At 69.5% G+C, this 22,200-nt stretch carries 22 protein-coding genes (1 of these 22 only partly in view); 14 read left to right on the top strand and 8 right to left on the bottom strand.

Features of this window, described 5'->3' with window-relative positions; genetic code table 11:
• On the top strand, nt 1–1,791 hold the 3' portion of the coding sequence (locus ACSQ9A_RS04385) for an ATP-binding cassette domain-containing protein (RefSeq protein ID WP_093111389.1). The gene continues 117 nt to the left of window position 1, outside the view; only the last 1,791 of its 1,908 coding nucleotides appear in the window; its start codon lies off the left edge, out of view; its stop codon occupies nt 1,789–1,791.
• Nucleotides 1,792–1,865: 74 nt separating this feature from the next.
• Nucleotides 1,866–3,590 (top strand): phospholipase D family protein, encoded by a 1,725-nt coding sequence (locus ACSQ9A_RS04380; protein ID WP_436302812.1) that lies wholly within the window; start codon nt 1,866–1,868, stop codon nt 3,588–3,590.
• A gap of 11 nt (nt 3,591–3,601) precedes the next feature.
• Here the strand turns inward: ACSQ9A_RS04380 and ACSQ9A_RS04375 are convergent, their stop codons facing one another.
• Nucleotides 3,602–5,029, bottom strand: a complete 1,428-nt coding sequence (locus tag ACSQ9A_RS04375; protein ID WP_436302811.1) for a PLP-dependent aminotransferase family protein — start codon at nt 5,027–5,029, stop codon at nt 3,602–3,604.
• Nucleotides 5,030–5,131: 102 nt separating this feature from the next.
• Between ACSQ9A_RS04375 and ACSQ9A_RS04370 the strand changes: the two genes are divergently transcribed.
• The 10 genes from ACSQ9A_RS04370 to ACSQ9A_RS04325 are packed head-to-tail and all read left to right on the top strand — an operon-like array spanning nt 5,132 to nt 13,030.
• On the top strand, nt 5,132–5,731 hold the full coding sequence (locus ACSQ9A_RS04370; RefSeq protein ID WP_093111383.1) for a LysE family translocator: 600 nt from the start codon (nt 5,132–5,134) through the stop codon (nt 5,729–5,731).
• On the top strand, nt 5,728–6,657 hold the full coding sequence (locus tag ACSQ9A_RS04365; RefSeq protein ID WP_093111381.1) for a DMT family transporter: 930 nt from the start codon (nt 5,728–5,730) through the stop codon (nt 6,655–6,657). The genes ACSQ9A_RS04370 and ACSQ9A_RS04365 overlap by 4 nt, the downstream gene beginning before the upstream one ends.
• Before the next feature lie 25 nt (nt 6,658–6,682).
• Nucleotides 6,683–7,897, top strand: coding sequence for a PLP-dependent aminotransferase family protein (locus ACSQ9A_RS04360; RefSeq protein ID WP_093111379.1), 1,215 nt, complete (start codon nt 6,683–6,685; stop codon nt 7,895–7,897).
• Between the two features lie 24 nt (nt 7,898–7,921).
• On the top strand, nt 7,922–8,533 hold the full coding sequence (locus ACSQ9A_RS04355; protein WP_093111377.1) for a DJ-1/PfpI family protein: 612 nt from the start codon (nt 7,922–7,924) through the stop codon (nt 8,531–8,533).
• Complete coding sequence (locus tag ACSQ9A_RS04350; protein ID WP_436302810.1) at nt 8,530–9,168, top strand: LysE family translocator; 639 nt, start codon at nt 8,530–8,532, stop codon at nt 9,166–9,168. Before ACSQ9A_RS04355 ends, ACSQ9A_RS04350 begins: the two co-directional genes overlap by 4 nt.
• Before the next feature lie 2 nt (nt 9,169–9,170).
• Nucleotides 9,171–9,812, top strand: coding sequence for a glutathione S-transferase family protein (locus tag ACSQ9A_RS04345; protein WP_436295442.1), 642 nt, complete (start codon nt 9,171–9,173; stop codon nt 9,810–9,812).
• Nucleotides 9,813–9,817: 5 nt separating this feature from the next.
• Nucleotides 9,818–10,729 (top strand): PhzF family phenazine biosynthesis protein, encoded by a 912-nt coding sequence (locus tag ACSQ9A_RS04340; protein WP_436302809.1) that lies wholly within the window; start codon nt 9,818–9,820, stop codon nt 10,727–10,729.
• An 8-nt stretch (nt 10,730–10,737) separates the two neighbouring features.
• Nucleotides 10,738–11,424: a VOC family protein gene (locus ACSQ9A_RS04335; protein ID WP_436302808.1), complete on the top strand. Its 687-nt coding sequence runs from the start codon at nt 10,738–10,740 to the stop codon at nt 11,422–11,424.
• 1 nt (nt 11,425) lies between these two features.
• A complete protein-coding gene (locus ACSQ9A_RS04330) occupies nt 11,426–12,061 on the top strand; it encodes a LysE family translocator (RefSeq protein ID WP_436302807.1) in 636 nt (211 codons plus the stop codon).
• A 3-nt stretch (nt 12,062–12,064) separates the two neighbouring features.
• The gene (locus tag ACSQ9A_RS04325) at nt 12,065–13,030 is read left to right on the top strand and encodes a threonine dehydratase (RefSeq protein WP_436302806.1); all 966 of its coding nucleotides are present in this window, start codon (nt 12,065–12,067) and stop codon (nt 13,028–13,030) included.
• A gap of 12 nt (nt 13,031–13,042) precedes the next feature.
• Here ACSQ9A_RS04325 and ACSQ9A_RS04320 read toward each other — a convergent pair whose 3' ends face one another.
• Nucleotides 13,043–13,681 carry a protocatechuate 3,4-dioxygenase gene (locus ACSQ9A_RS04320; RefSeq protein WP_093111363.1) on the bottom strand — a complete coding sequence of 213 codons (639 nt, stop codon included), beginning with the start codon at nt 13,679–13,681 and terminating at the stop codon, nt 13,043–13,045.
• Nucleotides 13,682–13,733: 52 nt separating this feature from the next.
• Nucleotides 13,734–17,645: an autotransporter outer membrane beta-barrel domain-containing protein gene (locus ACSQ9A_RS04315; protein WP_436302805.1), complete on the bottom strand. Its 3,912-nt coding sequence runs from the start codon at nt 17,643–17,645 to the stop codon at nt 13,734–13,736.
• Between the two features lie 224 nt (nt 17,646–17,869).
• Between ACSQ9A_RS04315 and ACSQ9A_RS04310 the strand changes: the two genes are divergently transcribed.
• Complete coding sequence (locus ACSQ9A_RS04310) at nt 17,870–18,544, top strand: histidine phosphatase family protein (protein WP_436295438.1); 675 nt, start codon at nt 17,870–17,872, stop codon at nt 18,542–18,544.
• On the opposite strand, the gene cutA is transcribed toward ACSQ9A_RS04310, so the two are convergent.
• The 3 genes from cutA to ACSQ9A_RS04295 all read right to left on the bottom strand — a co-directional run bounded on the left by cutA (nt 18,535) and on the right by ACSQ9A_RS04295 (nt 19,609).
• On the bottom strand, nt 18,535–18,867 hold the full coding sequence (cutA, locus tag ACSQ9A_RS04305; RefSeq protein WP_093111357.1) for a divalent-cation tolerance protein CutA: 333 nt from the start codon (nt 18,865–18,867) through the stop codon (nt 18,535–18,537). The two genes, ACSQ9A_RS04310 and cutA, sit on opposite strands and share 10 nt — an antisense overlap.
• Nucleotides 18,868–19,015: 148 nt before the next feature.
• Nucleotides 19,016–19,348: a hypothetical protein gene (locus ACSQ9A_RS04300; RefSeq protein WP_093111355.1), complete on the bottom strand. Its 333-nt coding sequence runs from the start codon at nt 19,346–19,348 to the stop codon at nt 19,016–19,018.
• A 15-nt stretch (nt 19,349–19,363) separates the two neighbouring features.
• Nucleotides 19,364–19,609: a GlsB/YeaQ/YmgE family stress response membrane protein gene (locus ACSQ9A_RS04295; protein ID WP_093111353.1), complete on the bottom strand. Its 246-nt coding sequence runs from the start codon at nt 19,607–19,609 to the stop codon at nt 19,364–19,366.
• A 115-nt stretch (nt 19,610–19,724) separates the two neighbouring features.
• On the opposite strand from ACSQ9A_RS04295, the gene ACSQ9A_RS04290 reads away from it, so the two are divergent.
• Complete coding sequence (locus tag ACSQ9A_RS04290) at nt 19,725–20,354, top strand: YbhB/YbcL family Raf kinase inhibitor-like protein (RefSeq protein WP_436302804.1); 630 nt, start codon at nt 19,725–19,727, stop codon at nt 20,352–20,354.
• Between the two features lie 6 nt (nt 20,355–20,360).
• On the opposite strand, the gene ACSQ9A_RS04285 is transcribed toward ACSQ9A_RS04290, so the two are convergent.
• Nucleotides 20,361–21,179, bottom strand: coding sequence for a creatininase family protein (locus tag ACSQ9A_RS04285; protein WP_436302803.1), 819 nt, complete (start codon nt 21,177–21,179; stop codon nt 20,361–20,363).
• A 23-nt stretch (nt 21,180–21,202) separates the two neighbouring features.
• On the bottom strand, nt 21,203–22,111 hold the full coding sequence (locus ACSQ9A_RS04280; protein WP_436295436.1) for a LysR family transcriptional regulator: 909 nt from the start codon (nt 22,109–22,111) through the stop codon (nt 21,203–21,205).
• Nucleotides 22,112–22,200 lie beyond the last annotated feature (89 nt).

The following is a 22,200-nucleotide window of genomic DNA, read 5'->3' as shown; positions in this document are numbered from 1 at the left end:
GCCGGCAAGTCCTCTCTTCTCAAGATCCTGGGCGGGCTGGAAAAGCCCGACGACGGCACGCTGCAGCTTCAACAAGGTCTGCGCGTCGCCTATGTTGCGCAGGAGCCCCTGCTGGACATGGACGCCGACGTCTTCACGGCGGCGAGCGCAGGGCTGGCAGAAGTGATCGCCATTCGCGACCAATACCTGTCCGGCGCCGCGGGACTCGACCTCGACGCGCTGCAGTCGCAGATCGAGGCCTTCGATGCCTGGAACTGGGAGCAGCGCGTCGACGAGACGCTCCATCGCCTGCATCTGGACGGCAGCGCGCGCATCGGCGCACTGTCGGGCGGAACCCGCAAGCGTGTGGCACTGGCGCAAGCGCTCGTGGCCGCTCCCCACGTGCTGCTGCTCGACGAACCCACCAACCACCTCGACCTCGATTCGATCGAATGGCTCGAACAGCTGCTGATCGACTTCAAGGGCAGCGTCGTCACCATCACGCACGACCGCAGCTTCCTGAACCGCGTGGCCACGCGCATCGTGGAGCTCGATCGGGGAAAGCTCGGCTCCTACCCGGGCAATTTCGAGCAATACCTGATCCAGAAGGAAGAGCAGCTGGCCCAGGAAGCGGTCATCAACGCCAAGGCCGACAAGCTGCTCGCACAGGAAGAGGTATGGATCCGCAAGGGCGTGGAAGCTCGCCGAACGCGCAGCCAGAGCCGCATCAGCCGCCTCGAGGCGCTGCGCTCCAACCGCGCGGCCAGGCGCGAAGTGATCGGCAGCGTGAACATGGACGTCGCCTCCGGCCAGTCGAGCGGAAAGATCGTCGCGGAACTCACGGGAGCCTCCAAGGCCTTCGGTGAGAACACCGTCATCCGGAACTTCACCGGCACCATCCTGCGCGGCGACAAGGTCGGCCTGATCGGCCCGAACGGCGCCGGCAAGACCACGTTGCTGAAGCTGATCCTCGGCGAACTCGAGCCCGACAGCGGCAAGATCCGCCGCGGCGCCAACCTGCAGGTGGCGTACTTCGATCAGATGCGCGATGCGCTCGATCTCGACGCCACGCTGGAAGACTTCATCAGCCCCGGAAGCGAGTGGATCGAGATCGGCAACCAGCGCAAGCACGTCAAGAGCTACCTCGCAGACTTCCTGTTCTCGCCCGCGCGCGCGCATTCACCGGTGCGCTCGCTCAGCGGCGGGGAACGCAACCGCCTGCTGCTCGCGCGGTTGTTCGCGCGGCCGGCCAATGTGCTGGTGCTCGACGAGCCGACCAACGACCTCGACATCGACACGCTGGAGCTGCTCGAAGACTTGCTGCAGAACTACGACGGCACGGTCTTCCTCGTGAGCCACGACCGCACCTTCCTCGACAACGTGGTGACCAGCACCATCGCCTTCGAAGGCGGCGGCCACTGGCGCGAGTACGAAGGCAGCGTGCAGGACTGGCTGATCCAGTCGAAGCGCGCACGAGAGTTCGCCGCCCAAAGAGCGGCCGCATCTGCGCCCGCTCCAGCCCCTGCGGCGGCCGCCGCGGCGCCCGCCGCCGAAGCCGCCCCGCGCGCGACGCCCCGCAAGAAGCTCAGCTACAAGGAGCAGCGCGAACTCGAGACACTGCCCACGCAGATCGCAGCCCTGGAAGAAGAACAGAAGCGCATCACCGAGATGCTCGAACTCGACGGCGGCGCCATCTACGCCAACGAGGCATCGCGCGCAGCTGAACTGGGCGAGCGCCATGCGCAGATCGACGACGAACTGCTGGCCGCGCTCGAGCGCTGGGAAGAACTCGGCGCGGCGCGCCAGGGATAGCCGGGCTTTCGTCCGACGCGCGGCGTGGCGCGGCTGCGCTATACATGTAGTTACCCAAACTCATCAATTGCTGCATGTTCGCATTCCGCGCTCTCGGACGATCCGCCCGCCGCTGGTGCGTGGCAGTGGGCATTGCGCTGGTACTGCCGGCTTGCGCCGAACTGCCCAAGGATGTGCAACGGCCGGTTTCGACTTCGCTGGCCTCGCCCGCCGGGACCCCGCTCGCAGCCTTGGTGCAGCAACGCCGAACCGCCGCCGGCGCCCGCTCCGAATCCGGCTTTCTGCTGCTCAACGGTCCGCCGGCCGCCTACGGCAGCCGGCTCGCGCTGGCCGAAGGCGCACAGAAGACCCTCGACCTGCAGTACTACGCCATTCATGCCGACGCCAGCACCGACCGGTTGCTCCAGGCGGTACGCGATGCGGCACAGCGCGGCGTGCGCGTGCGCATCCTTCTCGACGACTTTCACAGCACGGGGCGAAACGCGCTGGTGATGCGCCTGGCCTTCGTTCCGAGCATCGAGATGCGGATGTTCAACCCGCTGGCGGGGGCGAGGGGCTCGAGCCTGGGCCGCCTCTTCAATGCGCTCGACGATGCGTCGCGCATCCAGCAGCGCATGCACAACAAGCTCTTCATCGCCGACAACGTGCTCGGCGTGACCGGGGGGCGCAACCTGGGCGATGCTTATTTCGGCAATGGCGAAGCGGGCAATTTCGTCGACCTCGATGTGCTGGCCGCGGGGCCGGTCGTGCAAGACCTTTCGCGAAGCTTCGACGCCTACTGGAACAACGAACGCGCCTATCCGGTGCAGTCGCTGGTGACGCGTGAAGAACTCGAGGCGATTCGCAACGAGACCCGCGCCGAGCCCAAGACGCAAGAGAACGATAGCGAGCCACGCCCTCCCAATGCTGCGCCTGCGACCGAACGGCGCGCTCGCGCCTGGGACGAGAAGCCGATGGACCTGACGAGCGCGACCTTCGTCTGGGCACCCGCGGCGGTGCTGGTCGACAAGCCAGCCAAGATCCCGGCGGATGTGCCGCGCGGCAGTCCCGGCAATGAGAAGGCACCGGGCCTCGTCGTGACGCAGCAAGGCCGACGGCCTTCTTCGGCCGCAACGCGCGGCGGCAGCTCGCTCGCGGCCGCGGCCGATACGGCTGCCGACGGCGAAACGGTGGTCGAGGGCCTGCTGCAGCTGATCGGCCAGGCGAAGAGCGAGCTGCTCATCATCTCGCCCTACTTCGTGCCTGGGCAGGACATGAAGCAGGCTTTCGCGGCGGCACTCGCGCGCGGCGTCCGGATCCGCGTGCTGACGAACTCGCTGGCTTCCAACGATGCGCCGGTCGCCCATGTGGGCTATGCGCGGCACCGCGAAGAGCTGCTGTCGATGGGCGTCGGCCTGTACGAGATGCGCAGCGAACAGGCTGGGCTCGGCAGTGCTTTCGGCTCCGCGGGCGGCAGCGAGCCCGGCGAATCACGCTCGATGCTGCATTCCAAGGCGCTGGTGATGGACGGCCGGCTGCTGGTGGTCGGTTCGATGAACCTCGATCTGCGCTCGCAACTGCAGAACACCGAGATCGCGCTCCTGATCCGCAGCGACGAACTCTGCCGCGTCGCGAGTGGCCAGATCGAGATTGCCATGCGCGACGGCGCATGGCATGTGGAGCGCGGCGACAACGGCCTCGTATGGCGCGCCCCGCAGAACAGCGGACTGAAGGACAGCGCCACCGAGCCCGACGCCAGTGTCGGCTTGCGGCTGTTGTTGAAGCTGTTCGGCCCGTTCGCGCCGGACCGGCTACTCTGAGGCGCCCGGCTTCAGAGCTGCGTCTTCACCCGCGCGAACACCTTCCAAAAAGTCGCGTCCTGCGCCGTCGCGAAGTTGATCCGCATCAGGGTGCTCGGCGGACGACGCGCATGGAACAGCGAGCCCGGCGCCAGCAGATAGCCCTCGTCGAGCATGCGCTGGGTCAGCGCATCGGTGTCGACACCGGTGTCGACCCAGCCGAACAGCCCCGCCGGCTCCGAGGCCAGCGTGCAGCCGGCTGCGAGCGCCAGCTTGACAGTACGTCCACGTGCGCCGTCAAGCCGCAGCCGGATGCGCTCGGCATGCCGGCGCAACTGCCCCTGGTCGATACACCACGCCAGCGCGCGCTCGAACAGCGAGGGCGTGGTCAAGGTCGTGAGCAGCTTGGTTTCGAGCATGCGCCCCACCAAGGCCGGCGAGGCAGCGAGAAAGCCGATACGCCAGTTGGGCGCCAGGATCTTCGCGAAGCCGCTCACGTAGATGGTGCGCTGTAGTCCGTCGAGCGCGCTGAGCCGGGTGGCATGCTCGGGCGCGAGATGGCTGTAGGTGTCGTCCTCGACGATGTGGAAGTTGTGCTTGTTCGCCAGCTGCAGCACGCGGTGCGCGCTGCCCGGGGTGAGGCTGTAGCCGGTCGGGTTGTGCAGCACGCTCACGCTCACGAAGAGCTTGGGCTTGTGGCCGTTCCCAGCATCGCAGTAACGCTCCATCACTTCGAGATCCGGCCCTTCGGCCTTGCGCGGCACGGGCAGGATGCGCATGCCGAGCGCCTCGAGCCGCGCGAATTCCAGCGCCCAGCCGGGCTCCTCGACCATCACCGCGTCGCCGGCGCGCAGCAGCGTGCGGCTCACGATGTCGAGCGCGTGCGTCGCCCCGACGGTGGTCACGATCTGTTCCGGCCCGGCCGGCACGTTGATGTTCGCCAGCTTGGTCGCCAGGCTGCGGCGCAGGCCGCTGTCGCCCGCGGGCTCGCCGTACTGCAGCGAAAAATCCTTGAGCGCCCGGGTGCTCGTCACGCGGCGCACCGCAGCGGCCGTGAAGGGCGAGTCCAGCCATTCGGACGGGAACACGCCCATGCCAGGCTGCGGCTTGTCGCTGGGACGATGGAACATCCCGCGGATGAGGGTGCTCGCATCGGCGGGCACGGGCTTGGCGGCGGGCTGCTCGGAGATCGGGCCCATGGTCGACAAGGCCGGCCCGGCCTGTGCCGCGATCGAGTCGCGCACATAGAAGCCACGCTGGCGCCGGGCTTCGACCAGGCCCTGCGCGAGCAACTGGTCATAGGCCGCGACCACCGTGTGCGGGCTCACGCCCTGCTGCCGCGCGCACTCGCGCACCGAGGGCAGGCGCGCGCCGGGCGCCAGCAGGCGCGTGCGAATGCGCTCGGAAAAACGGTCGGCGAGTTGCTCCGTCAGCGACTGGGTCGAGGTCCGTGTCAGCATGCGCGTCTGTGTTCTGTGTCGATCGTTGGACCGATACAGGCTCGACTCTTGTCCGGCGATCTGTATCGGTACTGTAATGGTCCTCAGTTTAGAGTGTGTCCCATGAACTGGCAAGAATTCACCGCGCTGCTGGTGTTGGCCACGGCGATGAGTTTCTCGCCCGGACCGAACACCACGCTGTCGACCACGCTCGCCGCCAACGGCGGCCTGCCGCGCGCGATGCGTTTCGTCTTTGCAGTACCGGTGGGTTGGACCCTGCTGCTGTTGCTGTGCGCGGCCGGCATCGGCGCGCTGGTGCTCGCCGCGCCGTCGCTGCGCTGGGCCATCAAGGCGCTCGGCGTCGCCTATCTGCTGTGGCTGGCGTGGAAACTCAGCGGCAGCGCGACGATGGGCCAGGCCGACGGCCGGCGCCTCTCGGTCGGCTTCAAGCAGGGCGTGCTGCTGCAGTTCCTCAACATCAAGGCCTGGCTGCTGGCGCTGACGCTGGTGGCGGGCTGGATCGCCGGCCATGCCGATGCGCTGCAGCGTCTTGCGATCGTGGCGCCGGTGATGCTGGTCTATGCCTTCACCAGCAACTTCATCTATGCGCTGGCCGGCGCGCTGCTGCGCAACTGGCTGGCCCAGGGAAAGCGGCTGCTCTGGTTCAACCGCGCCATGGCCGCCGTGCTGGTGCTCACGGCCTGGTGGATGGCGAGCGTATGAAGATCAAGGACGAGACTCTGGGCATGTGGCTCGGCGTGCTGGGCGTCGCCTTCTTCGCGGTCACGCTGCCGATGACGCGGCTCGCCACCGGCACGCAGGACGCGCCGCAACTCTCGCCCTGGTTCGTGACGCTGGGCCGCGCGGCGCTGGCCGGCGTGCTGTCGGCGATCTTCCTGCTCGTCACGCGGCCACCCTTGCCGCAGCGCCATCAGTGGAAGCCGCTTGGCATGGCCGTGCTGGGCAACGCGATCGGCTACCCGCTGCTGCTGGCCTATGCGCTGCGCGTGGTCAGCGCGAGCCATGCGGCGGTGGTCACGGCGTTGCTGCCGCTGGTCACGGCAGCCTGCGCGGCCTGGGTGCTCCACCAGCGCGCGCGGCTCGGCTTCTGGCTCTGCGCGCTGGCAGGCAGCGCGCTGGTGATCGTGTTCTCCGTGCTGCGCGCGGGCGACCAGGGCGCCGCCTTCGGCTTCGCCTGGGGCGACCTGCTGCTGGTCGGCGCGGTGTTCGCCGCCTCGCTGGGCTACATCTACGGCGCGCAGGTCACTACAGCCCTGGGCGCGGAGCGCGTGATCTGCTGGGTCTGCGTGATGGCGCTGCCCGTCACGCTGCCGGGCACGCTGTGGTTGTGGCCCGAGCAGCCGGTGGCCGTCTCGGCCTGGATCGGCTTCGTCTACGTCGGCGTATTCTCGATGTGGATGGGCTTCTTCGCCTGGTACCGCGGCCTCGCGATGGGCGGTGCGCTGCGCGTGAGCCAGACCCAGCTGCTGCAACCCTTTCTCTCGATCCTCGCCGCGGTGCCGCTGCTCGGCGAGCCGATCGACATCGTCACCCTCGGCTTCGCGGGGGCGGTGGTGGCCACCGTGGTGGCCGGCAAGAAGCTCTCGCAACCGCGCACGCCCGCCGTGCTCGCAGCGGCATCACGATAACGACTCGCACATCCAAGGAAACGACATGAACTGGAAACTCGCCGCCCGCGCCGAAAAGATGAACCCTTCGGTGATCCGTGAAATCCTCAAGGTCACCGAGCGCCCCGGCATCATCAGCCTGGCCGGCGGCCTGCCCTCGCCCAAGACCTTCCCGATCAGCGCCTTCGCCGAGGCCTGCGCCGAAGTGCTGCACAAGGACGGCCAGGCCGCGCTGCAGTACGCCGCCAGCGAAGGCTACGCCCCGCTGCGCGAAGCGGTCGCGGCGATGCTGCCCTGGCCGGTCGATCCGGCGCAGGTGCTGATCACCACCGGCTCGCAGCAGGGCCTGGACCTGATCGCCAAGGTGCTGCTCGATCCGGGCAGCCGCGTGCTGGTCGAGACGCCCACCTACCTGGGCGCGCTACAGGCTTTCTCGCCGATGGAGCCCGAGCCCGTGAGCGTGGCCAGCGACGACGAGGGCGTGTCGGTCGACGACCTCGTGGCAAAAGCGAAGGACGCGCGTTTCGTCTACCTGCTGCCCAACTTCCAGAACCCCACCGGCCGCACGATGACCGAGGAGCGCCGAGCCGCAGTATCGGCCGCGGCCGCGAAGGCCGGGCTTCCGATCGTCGAGGACAACCCCTACGGCGACCTCTGGTTCGACGAAGCCCCGCCGTTGCCGCTGACCGCGCGCAACCCCGAAGGCTGCGTCTACCTCGGCTCCTTCTCGAAGGTGCTGGCGCCGGGCCTGCGGCTGGGCTTCATGGTGGCGCCCAAGGCCATCTTCCCGAAGCTGCTGCAGGCCAAGCAGGCGGCCGACCTGCACAGCCCCGGCTTCAACCAGCGCATGGTGGCCGAAGTGATGAAAGAGGGCTTCCTCGATCGCCACGTGCCGACCATCCGCGCGCTCTACAAGCGCCAGCGCGATGCGATGCTGACCGCACTGGCGCGCGAGATGAAGGGCCTGGGCGTGGAGTTCAACAAGCCGGCCGGCGGCATGTTCCTGTGGCTGCGCCTGCCCGAGGGCATGGACGCGGTGGCGCTGCTGCCGAAGGCGGTGGAACGCGGCGTGGCCTTCGTGCCGGGGGCGCCCTTCTATGCGGGAGCCAGCGATCCGCGTACGCTGCGCCTGTCCTTCGTGACCGCGAGCGTCGAGGAGATCGACACCGCGATCACCGCGCTGGGCGAGGCCGTGCGCGAGCAGCTGGCGCACAACGCGGCTGCCGAGGTCGAGCGCCAACTCGCCGCCAGTCCCGTGTAACGGGCATCGAATCAAGGCACGACGATGCACATCGCCATCCTCACCTTCGAAGGGTTCAACGAGCTCGACTCGCTGATCGCGCTCGGCGTCCTCAACCGGATCAAGAAGCCGGGCTGGCGCGTCAGCCTGGCCGGACCGAGCGCCTCAGTCACGTCCATGAACGGCGTGACGGTGAAGCTCAGCGCATCCCTGGCGGATGCCTGCGAGGCCGAGGCCGTGATCGTCGGCAGCGGCATCCGAACGCGCGAGATCGCGGCCGATCCGGCCATCCTCTCGGCGCTCACGCTCGACCCGTCGCGCCAGCTGATCGGCGCGCAGTGTTCGGGCACCTTGCTGCTGGCCAAGCTGGGCCTGCTGGGCGCCGTGCCGGCCTGCACCGACCTGACGACCAAGCCCTGGGTGCAGGAGGCCGGCATCGAGGTGCTGAACCAGCCCTTCTTCGCGGCCGGCAACGTGGCGACCGCGGGCGGCTGCCTCGCGTCGCCCTATCTCGCTGCGTGGATCATCGCGCGCACCGAGGGCCCCGAGGCCGCGGCCGATGCGCTCCACTACGTCGCGCCGGTGGGCGAAAAAGAAGCCTATGTCGCGCGCGCCATGAAGAACATCACGCCCTACCTCGAGACGCGCACGCCATGATCGACCTCGCGACCCTCTCGCTCTTCCTGGTGGCGGTGCTGGCGCTGTTCCTCTCGCCCGGGCCCAACATGGCTTTCGTGCTCTCGCACGGCGTCGCACTGGGGCCGCGCGCCGGCTTCGCGGCCGGGCTCGGCATCGCGGCGGCGGACCTGGTCCACACCCTGTGCGCCGCGACCGGCGTCACCGCGCTGGTGGCGGCATGGCCGCCCTCCTTCGACCTGCTGCGCTATGCGGGCGCGCTCTACCTGCTGTGGCTCGCCTGGCAGGCGCTCCGCTCGGGCGATGCACGCCTGCAGGCGCACGCCGATCGCGCCGGCTTCGCGCGCGTGCTGCGCATGGCCTGGCTCAACAACCTGGTGAATCCGAAGGCGCTGCTGTTCTTCATGGTCTTCCTGCCGCAGTTCGTCGACCCGGCGCGCGGCAGCGTGCCGATGCAGCTGGTGTTGCTGGGTGTCGCGCTCTCGCTGGCCGGGCTCGTCTTCAACACCGTGCTGAGTGCCTGCGGCGGACAGATCGGCCGCTGGCTGCAGCGCCGGCGCGGCTCCGCCGGCTTCCAGCGCGGCCTGCTCGCCACGGTGATGATCGCGATGGCCGTTCGTCTTCTCTTGATCGACCGCCCCTCGAAGGGATTCTGACCATGCTCAATATCTGGGGGCGCATCAGCTCCATCAACGTCCGCAAGGTGGTGTGGTGCGCGCAGGAGATCGGGCTCGATTTCCAGCGCACCGAGGCCGGCGGCAAGTTCGGCATCGTCCAGACGCCCGAATACCTGAGGCTCAATCCGAACGCGCTGGTGCCGGCCATCGACGACGGCGAGGGCGAGGGCCGCGTCACGCTCTGGGAATCGAACGTGATCGTGCGCTACCTCTGCGCCAAGCACTCGCCCGGCAAGCTCTATCCCGAGCCGCTGGCCGCACGCTTCGACGCCGAGCGCTGGATGGACTGGCAGCAGACCACGCTGAATCCGGTGAGCGCCGGTGCCTTCAGGCAGTGGGTCCGCGTGCCTTCGGGCCAGCGCGACCCGGCCGTGATCGCGCATTCGGTGCATGCCACCGAGCCGCTGTTCGCGCTACTCGACGCGCACCTCGCCACGCGCGCCTTCATGCTCGGCGATGCATTCACGATGGCCGACATCCCGGTGGGCTGTGAAGCGCACCGCTGGTTCGGCCTGCCGCAGACCGAATACACGCGGCCCGCCTGGCCGCATGTCGAGCGCTGGTTCGCCGATCTGCGCAGCCGCGCCGGCGCACGCGGCGTGCTCGACCTCGCACTGGAATGAAGCTCATGAAAACCCGCCCCTTCAAGCAAGTCGACGTCTTCACGGCGAAGCCCTATCTCGGCAATCCCCTCGCGGTGGTGCTCGACGCCACCGGCCTCGACGATGCCGCGATGCAGAGCTTCGCGAAGTGGACCAACCTTTCAGAGACCACCTTCCTGCTGCCGCCCAGCGAACCGTCGGCCGACTACCGCGTGCGCATCTTCACGCCGGGCGGCGAGCTGCCCTTTGCCGGCCACCCGACGCTGGGAAGCTGCCATGCCTGGCTGCAGGCCGGCGGCCGGCCCAAGGCGGCAGGCCGCATCGTCCAGCAGTGCGCCGCAGGCCTGGTGCCGATCCGGCACGAGGGCGAACGCCTCGTTTTCGCCGCGCCGCCGCTCAGGCGCAGCGCGCCGAGCCCCTCGCTGCTGGCCAAGGTGGCCGCCGCGCTGGGCCTCAAGTCGCAGCAGATCGTGGCTGCGCAGCAGCTCGACAACGGTCCGGTGTGGCTGGGCCTGCTGCTCGACGACGCGGACACCGTGCTCGCGCTCAAGCCCGACCACCGCATGCTCAAGGAGCTCGGCCAGAAGGTCGGCGTGGCGGGCGTCCCTGCGGCGGAAGACGATGCAGCCTCGCCCCTGATCTCGCGTTCCAACCGCGAGGCGCGCGCCTTCGCGCGCTCGAACGACGAAGGCATCGGCCTCGAGGTGCGCGCCTTCGCGGCGCCGATCGGCGTCGAGGAAGATCCGGTCACGGGCAGCCTCAACGCCAGCCTCGCGCAATGGCTGATCGCCGATGGGCACCTGCCCGAACGCTACCTCGCGGCGCAAGGCCAGTGCCTGGGCCGCGCAGGACGCGTCCATGTGTCGCGCGACGCGGAAAGCCAGGTCTGGATCGGCGGCGACTCGGTCACCTGCATCGACGGCAAGGTCACGCTCTAGGAGGCCTCGTGCAAGCGCGCATCGACCACCTTGTGATCGCCGCCGGCGACCTCGACGAAGGCGTCCAGTGGTGCGAAGCCACTTTCGGCATCGCGCCCGGCCCAGGCGGCGCGCATCCGCTGATGGGCACACACAACCGCCTGATGAAGATCGCAACCGTCGAATTCCCGCGCGCCTATCTCGAGATCATCGCGATCGACCCCAAGGCCAGGCCGACGCGGGCCGCCGGCACCCATCGCTGGTTCGACCTCGACGATGCCGAGCTGCAGGCCGGCCTGGCACGCGGCGGGCCGCGGCTGGTGCACTTCGTGGCCGAGGTGCCCGATGCCGGCGCGGCCGTGCAGGCCCTGGCGCGGCAGCGCATCGACCGCGGCCGCGTGCTCGAAGCCTCGCGCGAGACGCCGGCCGGCCGGCTCGCATGGCAGATCACGGTGCGCGACGACGGCCAACGCCTGATGTACGGCACGCTGCCCACGCTGATCGAATGGGGCCCGGTGCATCCGAGCGACGGCATGGCCGATTCCGGCGTCAGGCTGCGTTCGCTGACCGTCGCGCATCCGCGCGCCGGCGACCTGGACGCGGCGATGGAAGCCATCGGGCTTTCGAACGTGCCGGTGAGCACCGGCGCGCCCAAGCTCCGCGCGGTGTTCGATACGCCGCGCGGCACCGTCACGCTCGACTCCGAGGGGATCTGACATGCCGATGAGCTTCACCGAACTCGCTTTGTTCGCGCTCGCCGCGCTGGTGCTGGTGCTGACGCCCGGCCCGAACATGATCTATTGCGTCTCGCGCGCGCTGTGCCAGGGCCGCGCGGCCGGACTGATGTCGCTGGCCGGCGTGCTGCTGGGCTTCGTGGTGCACCTGATGGCCGCGGCGCTGGGGCTGACGGCGCTGCTGATCGCCGTGCCCTTCGCCTTCGACGCCATCCGTTTGGCCGGCGGGGCCTACCTGATGTGGCTTGCCTGGCAGGCGGTCAAGCCGGGCGGCAGCGCGCCTTTCGAGGCCCGGCTGCTGCCCGACGATCCGCCGGCCAAGCTCTTCAGCATGGGCTTCGTCACCAACCTGCTGAATCCCAAGGTGGCGATGTTCTACCTCTCCTTCTTCCCGCAGTTCCTGCATCCCGAGCGCGGCTCGGTGCTGCTGCAGAGCCTGATGCTGGGCGCGGTGCAGATCGGCGTCAGCGGTGCCGTCAACGTGCTGCTGGTGCTGAGTGCCGCGCGCCTGACGGCCTTCCTGTCGCGAAGCGAAGGCTGGCTGCGCGCCCAGCGCTATGTGATGGGCAGCGTGCTGGCCGCGCTCGCGGTGCGCATCGCGCTGCCGGAACGCAAGTAGCCGATGCGATTCACACGCGAAGAGATCGCCGCCGCGCGCCGCACCGTCTACGCGGCGATGCCGCCGACGCCGCAGTATGCCTGGCCGCTGCTGGCCGGGCGCCTGGGCTGCACGGTGTGGACCAAGCATGAAAACCACACGCCGGCCGGCGCCTTCAAGCTGCGCGGCGGGCTCACCTACTTCGAGACGCTGGCGCGCGACGAGCCCGGGGTGCGCCATGTGATCAGCGCCACGCGCGGCAACCACGGCCAGTCGGTCGGCTTCGCCGCGCGGCGCCACGGCCTGGCGGCGACCATCGTGGTGCCGCACGGCAACTCGGTCGAGAAGAACGCAGCCATGCGCGCGCTCGGCGTCACGCTGGTCGAGCACGGCGACGAGTTCCAGACCGCGAGCGAGCATGCCGCGCACCTGGCCGAGCGCGACGGGCTGCATCGCGTGCCCTCCTTCCATCGCGAGCTGGTGCGCGGCGTCGCGACCGCCTATGTGGAATTCTTCGAAGCGCTGGCCGATGCGCCGCCCGAGGTGCTGTTCGTGCCGATCGGACTGGGCTCCGGCTTCGCGGCCGCGGCGGCGGCGCGTGCGCATTGCGGCGTCAAGACGCGGCTCGTCGGCGTGGTGTCGGCGCATGCGACCGCGTACCTCGATTCATTCCGTGCCGGCCGTCCGATCGAAGCGCCCGTCAGCACGCGGCTGGCCGACGGCATGGCCTGCCGCACACCGGTGCCGGAGGCGCTGGCAGTGATCCGGCGCGAGGCCGACGAGGTGGTCGCGGTGAGCGACGAGGAAGTGGCCGTGGCGATGCGCGCGCTGTTCACCGACACCCACAACGTGGCCGAAGGCGCAGGCGCGGCGGCCTTGGCGGGCGCGATGCAGCAGCGCTCGCGCTGGCAGGACAAGACGATCGGCATTGCGCTGACCGGCGGCAACGTCGATGCCGCGATGTTCGCCGGGGTGCTGTCGCAGCGTTGAGAGCGGCCCGCCTCAGGCCGCGATGACGATCGGAAAACGCGCCCGCACGCCATCCGCCGCCGGCTCGAAAGGCACGGTGATCGCGGCACGCGAGGCCTCCGGCAGGTTGCGCCAGAGGAAGTCGCGCGCGTTCCCGGGGTCGCCCTCCACATAGAGCTGCGTCGTCAGCAACTCGCGTGCGCCCAACTTCACCTTCACATGGATGTGGGGCGTGCGGCCGCTGTAGGCCACGGGCCGGATGGTGCGAAAGCGATAGCGGCCGTCGGCATCGACCGCCACTCGGCCGAAGCCCTGGAACGCGGCATCGGCGCGGTCGCCGTCGCCGGGGTGGTGATAGTGGCCGTCCTGGTCGCACTGCCAGATCTCGACCTGGGCGCCGCGCAGCGGCCGGCCAGCCAGGTCGGTCACGCTGCCCTCGACCCAGGCCGGCTGGCCGCTGCGGTAGTTCAGCGTGCCGTTGCGCAGCAGGTCGTTGTCCACGTCCTGCGGCAGGCGCACGGGGTAGAACGGCCCTTCGGTCTGCGACGGCGTGGCGAGGCGCGCCGCCTGCGGCTGCGCGCGCGCGCCGAGCCAGAGGGCGGGCGCTGCGACCAGCGCGGCGGCGACCGTGCGCCGGGGAAGAGAACCGGGGGAGGTGGTCAGGACACGCATGGCGGTACGAGCCGCCCGGCGCACGCGAGTTCCACCCGCCGCGTTTTCTTTGCTACCAGCGCACGCGCACGCCGATCGCGCCCTGGATCGACGATTTCACCTTGGTGTCGCCGCCGGCGCTGAAGACCTTGCCGACTTCGCCGTACAGGCTCACGGTCTTGCTCAGCGACAGCGTGGCGCCGCCCGCCAGTTCCACCGAGGTGTAGTTGCCCGTGCTACCGATGGGCGTGACGAAAGGGCCGTTGACGAAGCGCGCGACATCGCTGCCGCCGCTGCCGCGAACCACGCCGACGCGTGCATAGGGCTGCAGCCGCCCGGCCGCGGTGGAAATGTCCCCCTTCACGCGCACGCCGAGGCCGGCGGTCCAGTTGCCGGAATCGTCCTGCTGCACCAGGGCGCCTGCGATCGCCAGGTCGTCGACACGCGCCTTGCGGTAGCTCAGCTGCGCCTGCGGCTCGATCGTCCAGCCGCCGCCGAGCGCAAAGGCCTGCCCGACTTCGACCGAGGCCGTCAGGCTGTTGCCCTTGCCCGAGGCCGCGAGGCCGCCGAGCGGACGGATGGTGTAGCGATGCGAGCCGTACTGCAGCACGGTGTCGACGTAGAAGCCGGTCGCGTTGGCATACGAGGCGTAGGCGCCGAGGTAGCGGGCGCGCAGATCGGTACTGCCGACCGGGCGATAGACGCCGCTGGCGAAGCCGCTCAGGTCGGCATCGCCGTCGAGGGTGCCGACATACACGCCGGCGTGCCAATCCCCGAGCTGTGAGACGTAGAGATCGGTGCCCGCCTGGACGCCGGCGACGTGGCCCTGCGTCGATGGGCTGACGACACCCGACTGGCGGATGTCGACATCGCTATAGACGGCACGTGCCCAGGCGCGGCGCTCGGCCGAGAGCGCACCGCCCACCGGCGTCAGGCTGGCGATCGCGCGCGCGCTCGCATCGTCGTCGCCGAGGCGGCTGCGCAGGCTGCCGATCATCGCGAGGTCGGTGCGGCGCAGCTGCGACGGCAGGGCCGCGAGCATCGGGGCCTCGGCGCGGTAGGCCGTGACCGGTACCGGCGCGGGCGCCGGAGCGGGTGGCGCCGGGGGAGCCGGCGGAGCCGGAGGCGCCGGCGGGCCGGGAGGCGGCGGGGGCGGTGGCGGGGGCGGAGGGGGCGGCGGAATCACTTCCGAGCGCAGATACCAGTTCTCCCCGGCGCCGCTCGCATCGGCGGCGTACAGGCGGTACTCGAAGGCGCCGGCATCGACGTGGCCCGCTCCGCCGAGCGCAAAGGCGCTCTTGGTCGTCTGCGCCGTGGTGGCGGCGCCGTTCAGCGCGGTGATCACCTCGATGCCGCTGCCCACGGTCTGGCCGCCGAGGCCGCCGAGGTTGGTGATCTGCAAGGTGGTGCTGCCGCTGGCGACGGCGGTGGCGCCGTCGAGCACCAGCCGGTCGGACGGGCCGCTGGCGCCGAGCATGGTGCCCAGGCGCAAGGTGCCGTTGTTGCCGACGTAGGGGCCGTTCACCGTCAGCGTGGTTCCGGGCGTGGCGCCGACCAGCGAGACGGTGCCATCGTTGTTGAGCGAGGCCATGCTCTGGCTGAAGCCCGCCAGGTCGAGCGTGGCGCCGGCTGCCACGCTGTGCGCCGACACGGCGCTCAGGGTGTTGGTCGCGCCGGCACGCAAGGTGCCGCCGCTGACGGCGGTGCTGCCGGTGTAGGTGTTGGCGCCTGAGAGCGTCAGGGTACCGGTGCCGGCCTTGACCAGCGAACCAGCGCCGGGGGGCGGCCCTGGCATGAAGACGCCGTTCGACATCGCGCCGCTGAAATTGCCGGCGCCGACCGTCAGCTCGCTGCCGTTCAGCCCGACCGTGCCGCTGCCGTTCAGCAGGGCGATGGTCTGGGTCGCGTTGAGCAATTCGACGCCGGACACGGGCTGCCCCGCGACGACATTGCCGGTGGAATTGACCGTGAGGTTCGCGGTCGGCGCCAGGCGGCCGTTGCCGTTCACGAGCACGCTGCCGTTGCCGTTGACGACGAGGTCGCCCGGCACGGTGCCCGCGGCTGCCAGCAGCAGGTTGGCGTTGCCCTGCACCGTGGTCGTGCCGCTGTAGGTATTGACGGCGTTGTACGCGTAGCCGCTCCAGCCGCCGCCGACCCCGTCGAGCGTGATGCCGTGCGCACCGCCGATGCTGCCCGCGAACACGATCGAGCCCAGCGGCGCGACGTGGGTCAGCGTGGCGTCTGCATTCAGCGTCACCGGGCCGGTCCAGGTGGAGGAGGCGACCGGCGCGACATTGAAGCTGTTGTTCACGACGACGGCGTTGTCCAGCTGGACCTGCGTGCCGAAAGTGCCGCCGTTGATCGTCACGGCGCCAGTGCCCAGCGCGCCAACGGCCGTGATGGTGAGCCCGCCGGCATTGAGCGTGGTGCCGCCGCTGTAGGTGTTGGCCGTGCCGATGGTCGTGGTGCCGGGGCCGCTCTGCGCCAGCGAGCCACTGCCGCTGAGCGCGTTGGTCAGTGTGATGTTGTCCGAGCGATTGACGATCAGCGAAGCGCCGCTGCCGATGGCGATGTTGCCTTGCACGCTGCCGCTGGCGGTGCCCGCCCCCAGCTGCAGGGCACCGCCGCTGATGGTGGTGCCGCCGGTGTAGGTGTTGTCGCCCGTCAGGGTCAGGGTGCCGGCGCCGACCTTGACCACGGCGCCGTTGCCGAGCATCACGGGATTGATGTAGAGCGACCCGTTCTTGTCCTGCGAGCCCGGGCCCGTGTTCGAGATCACCCCGCTGATGGTGTCGTTCTTGTTCAGCGCCCCCACTTGCAGCGTGGCGGTGCCGAGTACGACACTGCCCGAGCCCGACAGGGAACCTATCGCCGCCGCCGGCGCGCTGATGTCGTTGACGTAGACCTGGCCGGTATTGACGACGGTGGCACCGCTCAGGTCCGCCGTGTTCGCCATCTGGAGCGTGCCGCCGTTGTTGAGGGTGGCGGTGCCGCCGTTGCTGTTCTCCTGGAAGATCAGCCGGCCGCCGTTGTTGTTGAGGGTCGCCTGCTGCGCGCTGGCTCCTCCGCCGCCGAACAGCACATAGGTGCCTGCACCGTTGTTGGTGATCGTCGCCGTGCCGGCGTTCGCGCCGTTCTGGAACTGGAGGCCGCTGTTGCTGCCGTTGACGTTGGTGTTGACGCCGACCGGCACCGTGATGGCGAGGTTGCCGGCGCTCGCGGTGGCGTCCTGGAAGCGCAACTCGGCGTTCTCAAGGATGGTGATCGGGCCGCTGCCGAAGGAGCCCGTCGTGTGCGTCCAGACATTGAGGCGGCCGGCCGTCCCGTTGCCCTGCAGGACGGTTCCGCCCGTGTAGTTGTTCGCGGCGTTGTCGATGCTCAGGCGCTGGGTCTCGCTGCCTAGCGCATTGGTGCCGGTGTTGCGCAGCGTGAGCACGCCGCTGCCCGTGATCTGGCCGCTCAGCGTATTGGTTTGGGTGCCGGCCACATCGACGGTGCCGCCGGCGGCGCCGAGCACGATCGCGCGGCCGCTCGAGAAGTTGTCGGCGCCCAGGCGCAGCGTGCCGCCACCGAAAGCGATGGCTCCGCCGGTGCCGAGGTTGGCATCGGAATTCACCTGCAAGGCGCCCGCATTGATCGTCGTGGTGCCCTGGTACGTGTTGGAAGCGCCCAGGACGATGATGCCGGCGCCGGTCTTGACGATGCCGTTGGTACCGCTGACGACGCCGCTCTGCGTGGCCGTGCCCGCACCGAGGCTGTTGAGGGTCACGCCCGACGGCGTCGTGTCGATCGCAGCCGCCAGGTTGTCGCCGTCGTTGTAGTCGACGGTCTGCGCGGCGCCGGATGCCGCCAGGACGCTCAGGCCCGCCGCGACCAGCAGGCTGCCCAGGCCGCCGGAGCGCTTGCCGCGCGCGGCCGTGATCTCCGACACCGCGACCCATGCCCCGAGTGCGGGATTCCAGACGCTCCGATATGACTTGTTCATGCTCTGCTGTCCTCTTGTTATGAAAGCGGCGTCCCTGGACCGGCAGCTCTCGATCGGTGTTAACGAAAGTTTGCATTCTTACAGAATGAGAACTTTGTGATTCAACTCATTACATGATTTGTATGAAAAAGTTCACACTTCAGCGCCCATCACCCCACCCGTCCAGCGCAGAAAGGTCGCAGCAGTGACCCGCTTTTCCGGCGCGCGCCGGCAGAATTCCGCGCATGGGAACCCTCTATCTCGTACGCCACGGACAAGCCAGCTTCGGCGCGGCCGACTACGACCAGCTGAGCGAACTGGGCCATCGGCAGTCGCGGCGCCTGGGCGAGTACTGGCGCGAGCGCGGCATGCAGTTCGATGCCGTCATCACCGGCACCCTGAAACGCCATCGCCAGACCTGGGAAGGCATCGCCGAAGGATTGGGCCTCGCGCGCGACGACGTGCTGCCCTGGCCGGGACTCGACGAGTACGACGCCGAAGCGGTCATTGCGACCATCCATCCCGAGAAGCTCGAGAAGCCCGATTCACCCGAGAAGTACCGCCACCACTTCCGGCTGCTGCGCGACGGGCTGGGTGCCTGGATGCAGGGCCGGACGGCACCGGCCGGGATGCCGAGCTACGTCGACTTCCTGGCCGGGGTGACGAGCGCGCTGGACCACGTGCGCGGCAAGCACCACGGCGCCCGGGTCCTCGTGGTGTCGAGCGGCGGCCCGATCAGCACCGCGGTCGGCCACGTGCTGGGCACCAGCCCCGAGACCACCATCGAGCTGAACCTGCGCATCCGCAACACCGCCGTCACCGAATTCGCCTTCACGCCCAAGCGCCACATGCTGGTGACCTACAACACGCTGCCGCACCTCGACGGCCCGGCCTGGGCGGACTGGGTGACCTACGCCTGAGCGACGCCCGCGCTGCCGTCAGCGAGCCAGCGCAGGTAGTCCGCGGACCCGGCCGTGATCGGCAGCTGCACGATCTCCGGCATTTCGTAGCTGTGGCGTTCCCGGATGAAGGCTTCCAGCACCACATAGCGCGCGGCGAGGGTCTTGATGAAAAGCAGCCATTCGGGCTCGCGGTGCAGCGTGCCCTGCCAGACATAGAAGCTGCGCACGCGCTGCACCTGCACGCAGGCCGCGAGGCCCGCCTCGACGATCGCGGCGGCGAGCGCTTCCGCCTCGTCCTCGGTGCTGGCGGTGGTCATCACGATGCAGGCCGTACCGTCCATAGCGCCTCCTGTCGTTGCACGTCAAAGCGTTCCCGAGCTCCCTTCCAGGAACACCGCGGAACCGGCTTTGCCGGCCCGCTGGTGTTGCCCCCGGTGAGGGGGTTGGCGTAGCGACACAAAGTGCGCGAAGCCTGGGGGAGAGCTTATTTCAAGCTTGCCAGACGCCATAGCCGGCTTCGCGTAACGCGATGCCGAGTTCGACCTCCATCTCGCGCGCGGCCTCGTAGGGCATCGGGTTGTAGACCGCATAAAGGGCCGGCAACAGCCTGAGCCCATAGTCACGCACGAAGGCGTTGGCCTGGATGCCAGCCTTGTGCTTGTCGAAGCGTACGTCGGGATCAAGCCCCGTCATGCCGACGTAGACGAAGGGCTGGCCGAGCCGATAGTCGGGGTTGGCGCGCCGGAAGCGGGCGATGTTCCAGACCCGGTCGTCGAGTTCGACGACGTAGACATGGTGGTGCGCCCTGGATTTGCGGGCCATCGCTGCCCGGCACGCTCACTTGCGTTTGACGAGGCCCCAGATGAAGAGCAGCACGATCGCGCCGACCACCGAGGCGATGAAGCCGGCCCCCTGGCCCGCGGTGTACCAGCCCATCGCCTGCCCCAGGTAGGTCGCGATCAGCGAACCGGCGATGCCGATCAAGGTGGTCACGATGAAGCCGGCCGAGTCGTCGCCGGGCTTGATGGCGCGCGCCACGAGGCCCGCGACGAAACCGATCAGGATGGTCCAGACGATGCTCATACGCTTCCTTGGTATTGGAATGGGAGGGAAGAGGCGACCGCGGGAGCGCAGCGCCGTTTCATGATAGCGGAGCCTGCCTACACGCCTGCTGCCGCCCGCGAGCTATACAGGCGGGATGCTCGAAAAGCTTCCCGAAGCCATCGGCCACGCCCTCCACGGCGTGCGCGCCGGCCTCGACGAGATCGCCTTCAACACCCTGGGGCTGCGCCAGGGCATGGCCTCGATCTCGGTCGCCAGCCTGGCCTTCGTCGACCATGCGCCGCTGCCGCCGCGCTACACGGCCGACGGCGAGGGCCTGTCGCCGCCCCTGCAATGGACCGGCGTGCCGGCCGGCGCCGCTTCGCTGGTGCTGCTGGTCGAGGATGCCGATTCGCCGACGCCCCATCCGCTGGTGCATGCGATCGTGGTCGACCTTCCGGCGGAGGACGGCAACCTGCCCGAGGCCGCGATCGCCAGTGCCGGCAACGAGGGAACCGGCGTTCACACCGGCCGCAATTCCTACCTCCAGGCCGCCTGGCTGCCGCCCGATCCGCCGCCGGGACACGGCGTGCACCGCTATGCCTTCCAGCTCTTCGCGCTGGCCAGCGCGCCCGCGTTCTCGGCCAGCCCGGGGCGCGATGAGGTGGTAGATGCGCTGCGCGCGCATGCGGTCGCCAGCGGCTTGCTCATCGGCACCTGCGAGCGGCCCGACGGCACGATCAAGATCAAGGAAGCCGCGCCGGGCGGGCCGGCGGTGGCCGGCTGAGGCTGTTCAGCCCAACGGCCCGGTGTGCGCGGTCGACAGCGGCAGGCGCGATGCTTCTGCCAGCAGCGCCGCGAGCTGGCGCGCCGCGGCGTCGATCACCGCGCGGCCTTTCTCTGCGGTCGCCGCGGCGGCGTTGCCGGCGGCACCTGCGGGGTTGTAGTCCTCCATGGCCCAGCCCAGCCTGGCGCTCCTGCCGTTGCCGAGCACCGGGTAATCGGCCGCGCGCTGGCGCGAGCTGGAGCCGAAATCGCGCGCCGCCTGCATCGCCACCTGGCCCGGCGCCAGGGCCAGCATCATCGAGGTCTCGATCTCGCCGGCGTGCACGCCGAAACGGTGTTCGTCGGCGCTGAACTGCGCGCCCGCATCGCCCAGCGGCAGGTTGAACCAGCTCGCGCTGTAGACGATGAGACCGTGCGCCGCACGCAGCTCGCGCGCGACGATGTCCATCGCGCCGGTGTGTCCGCCGTGCGCATTGAAAAGCACCAGCTTCCTGACGCCCGCACGCGCGACGCCGGCGCCGATCTCGTTCCAGACCCGGATCAGCGTCTCAGCCGACAGGGTGAGCGTGCCCGCAAAGCGCGCGTGCTCGGGGCTCAGGCCGATCTGCTGGGTCGGCAGGAACAGCACCGGCAGCTCGGCCGGCAGCAGCGGCAGCGCGGCGGCGACGATGCCGTCGACCAGGGTCGAGTCCACGCCCAGCGGCAGATGCGGGCCGTGCTGCTCGGTCGCGCCCAGGGGCAGCACCGCGACGGTCGCGGCCGGATCGAGCGCGGCGAAATCGCGTGTCGTGAGTTGGGACCAGAAGCGGCTGGCAAGGGCAGTCATGAGGCAATCTTAGTGGTGCGAGCTTAGTGGTGCGAGGGCAGCGCCGCGAACTTGGCCGCCAGGAAATCGATGAGCGAACGCACCCGCGCCGGCACGAAGCGGCCGCTGGGCAGCAGGGCGTGCAGCGGATAGGGCTCGGTGTCCCAGTCGGGCAGAAGCCGCACCAGCGCACCCGAGGCCTCGTCCTGCTGCACGTCGAGCGCCGACTTGAGCGTGATGCCGCGGCCCGCGAGCGCCCACTGGCGCGCGAGCGAGGCGTCGTCGACGATGCGGTCGCCGTCGACGCGCACCTCGGTCCACTGGCCGTTGCGCGCAAAGCGCCAGACGCGCTGGCGCCGGCCACTGCGATGGAAGGTCAGGCAGTTGTGCTGCAGCAGGTCCTGCGGCACCTGCGGCGCTGGGTGCCGGCGAAGGTAGGCGGGCGAAGCGCACGGCACTGGACGCGAATCGGCCAGCTTGCGCGCCACCAGCCGCGAATCGGCCAGCGCGCCGTAGCGCAGCGCCACGTCGACCTCGTCGCGCGTGACGTCGAGCGGCCGGTCGCCGACCGAGAGCGCGAGCTGCAGGCCCGGATGCGCATCGAGGAAGTCGTCGAACCACGGCAGGAGCGCACTGCGCGTGAGGTCCGAAGGCGCGGCGACGCGCACCGTGCCGACCAGCGCGCCGCGATCGGCCGCCACCAGCGACTCGCCTTCGGCCAGCAGCTCGAAGGCGCGGCTGGCGTAGTCGAGCAGCGTCTGGCCCTGCGGCGTGAGCCGCATCGCGCGGGTCGAGCGCTCGAACAGGCGTGCGCCGAGCTGTGCCTCGAGCCGCTTCAAGGTCGCACTGGCCGCCGCGGGCGTGATGCCCAGCGCGCGCGCCGCCGCCGTGAGGGTGCCGCCGCGCGCCGTGTGCACCAGCACGTGGAGGTCCGCGATATTTTCAATTTTCATTTGAAACTGATGCGCTTTGCGGGCAGCTTATCAAAGCCGGCCGCGATGCCTACATTCGACCGCATCGATTCCATTCCTCCAAGGACACA

It is taken from the genome of Variovorax sp. LjRoot290, from assembly GCF_964253985.1.
Taxonomy (GTDB): Bacteria; Pseudomonadota; Gammaproteobacteria; order Burkholderiales; family Burkholderiaceae_C; genus Variovorax.
The sequence above is the reverse complement of the archived record's forward strand: the minus strand, read 5'-3'. Positions and strand labels throughout refer to the sequence as shown.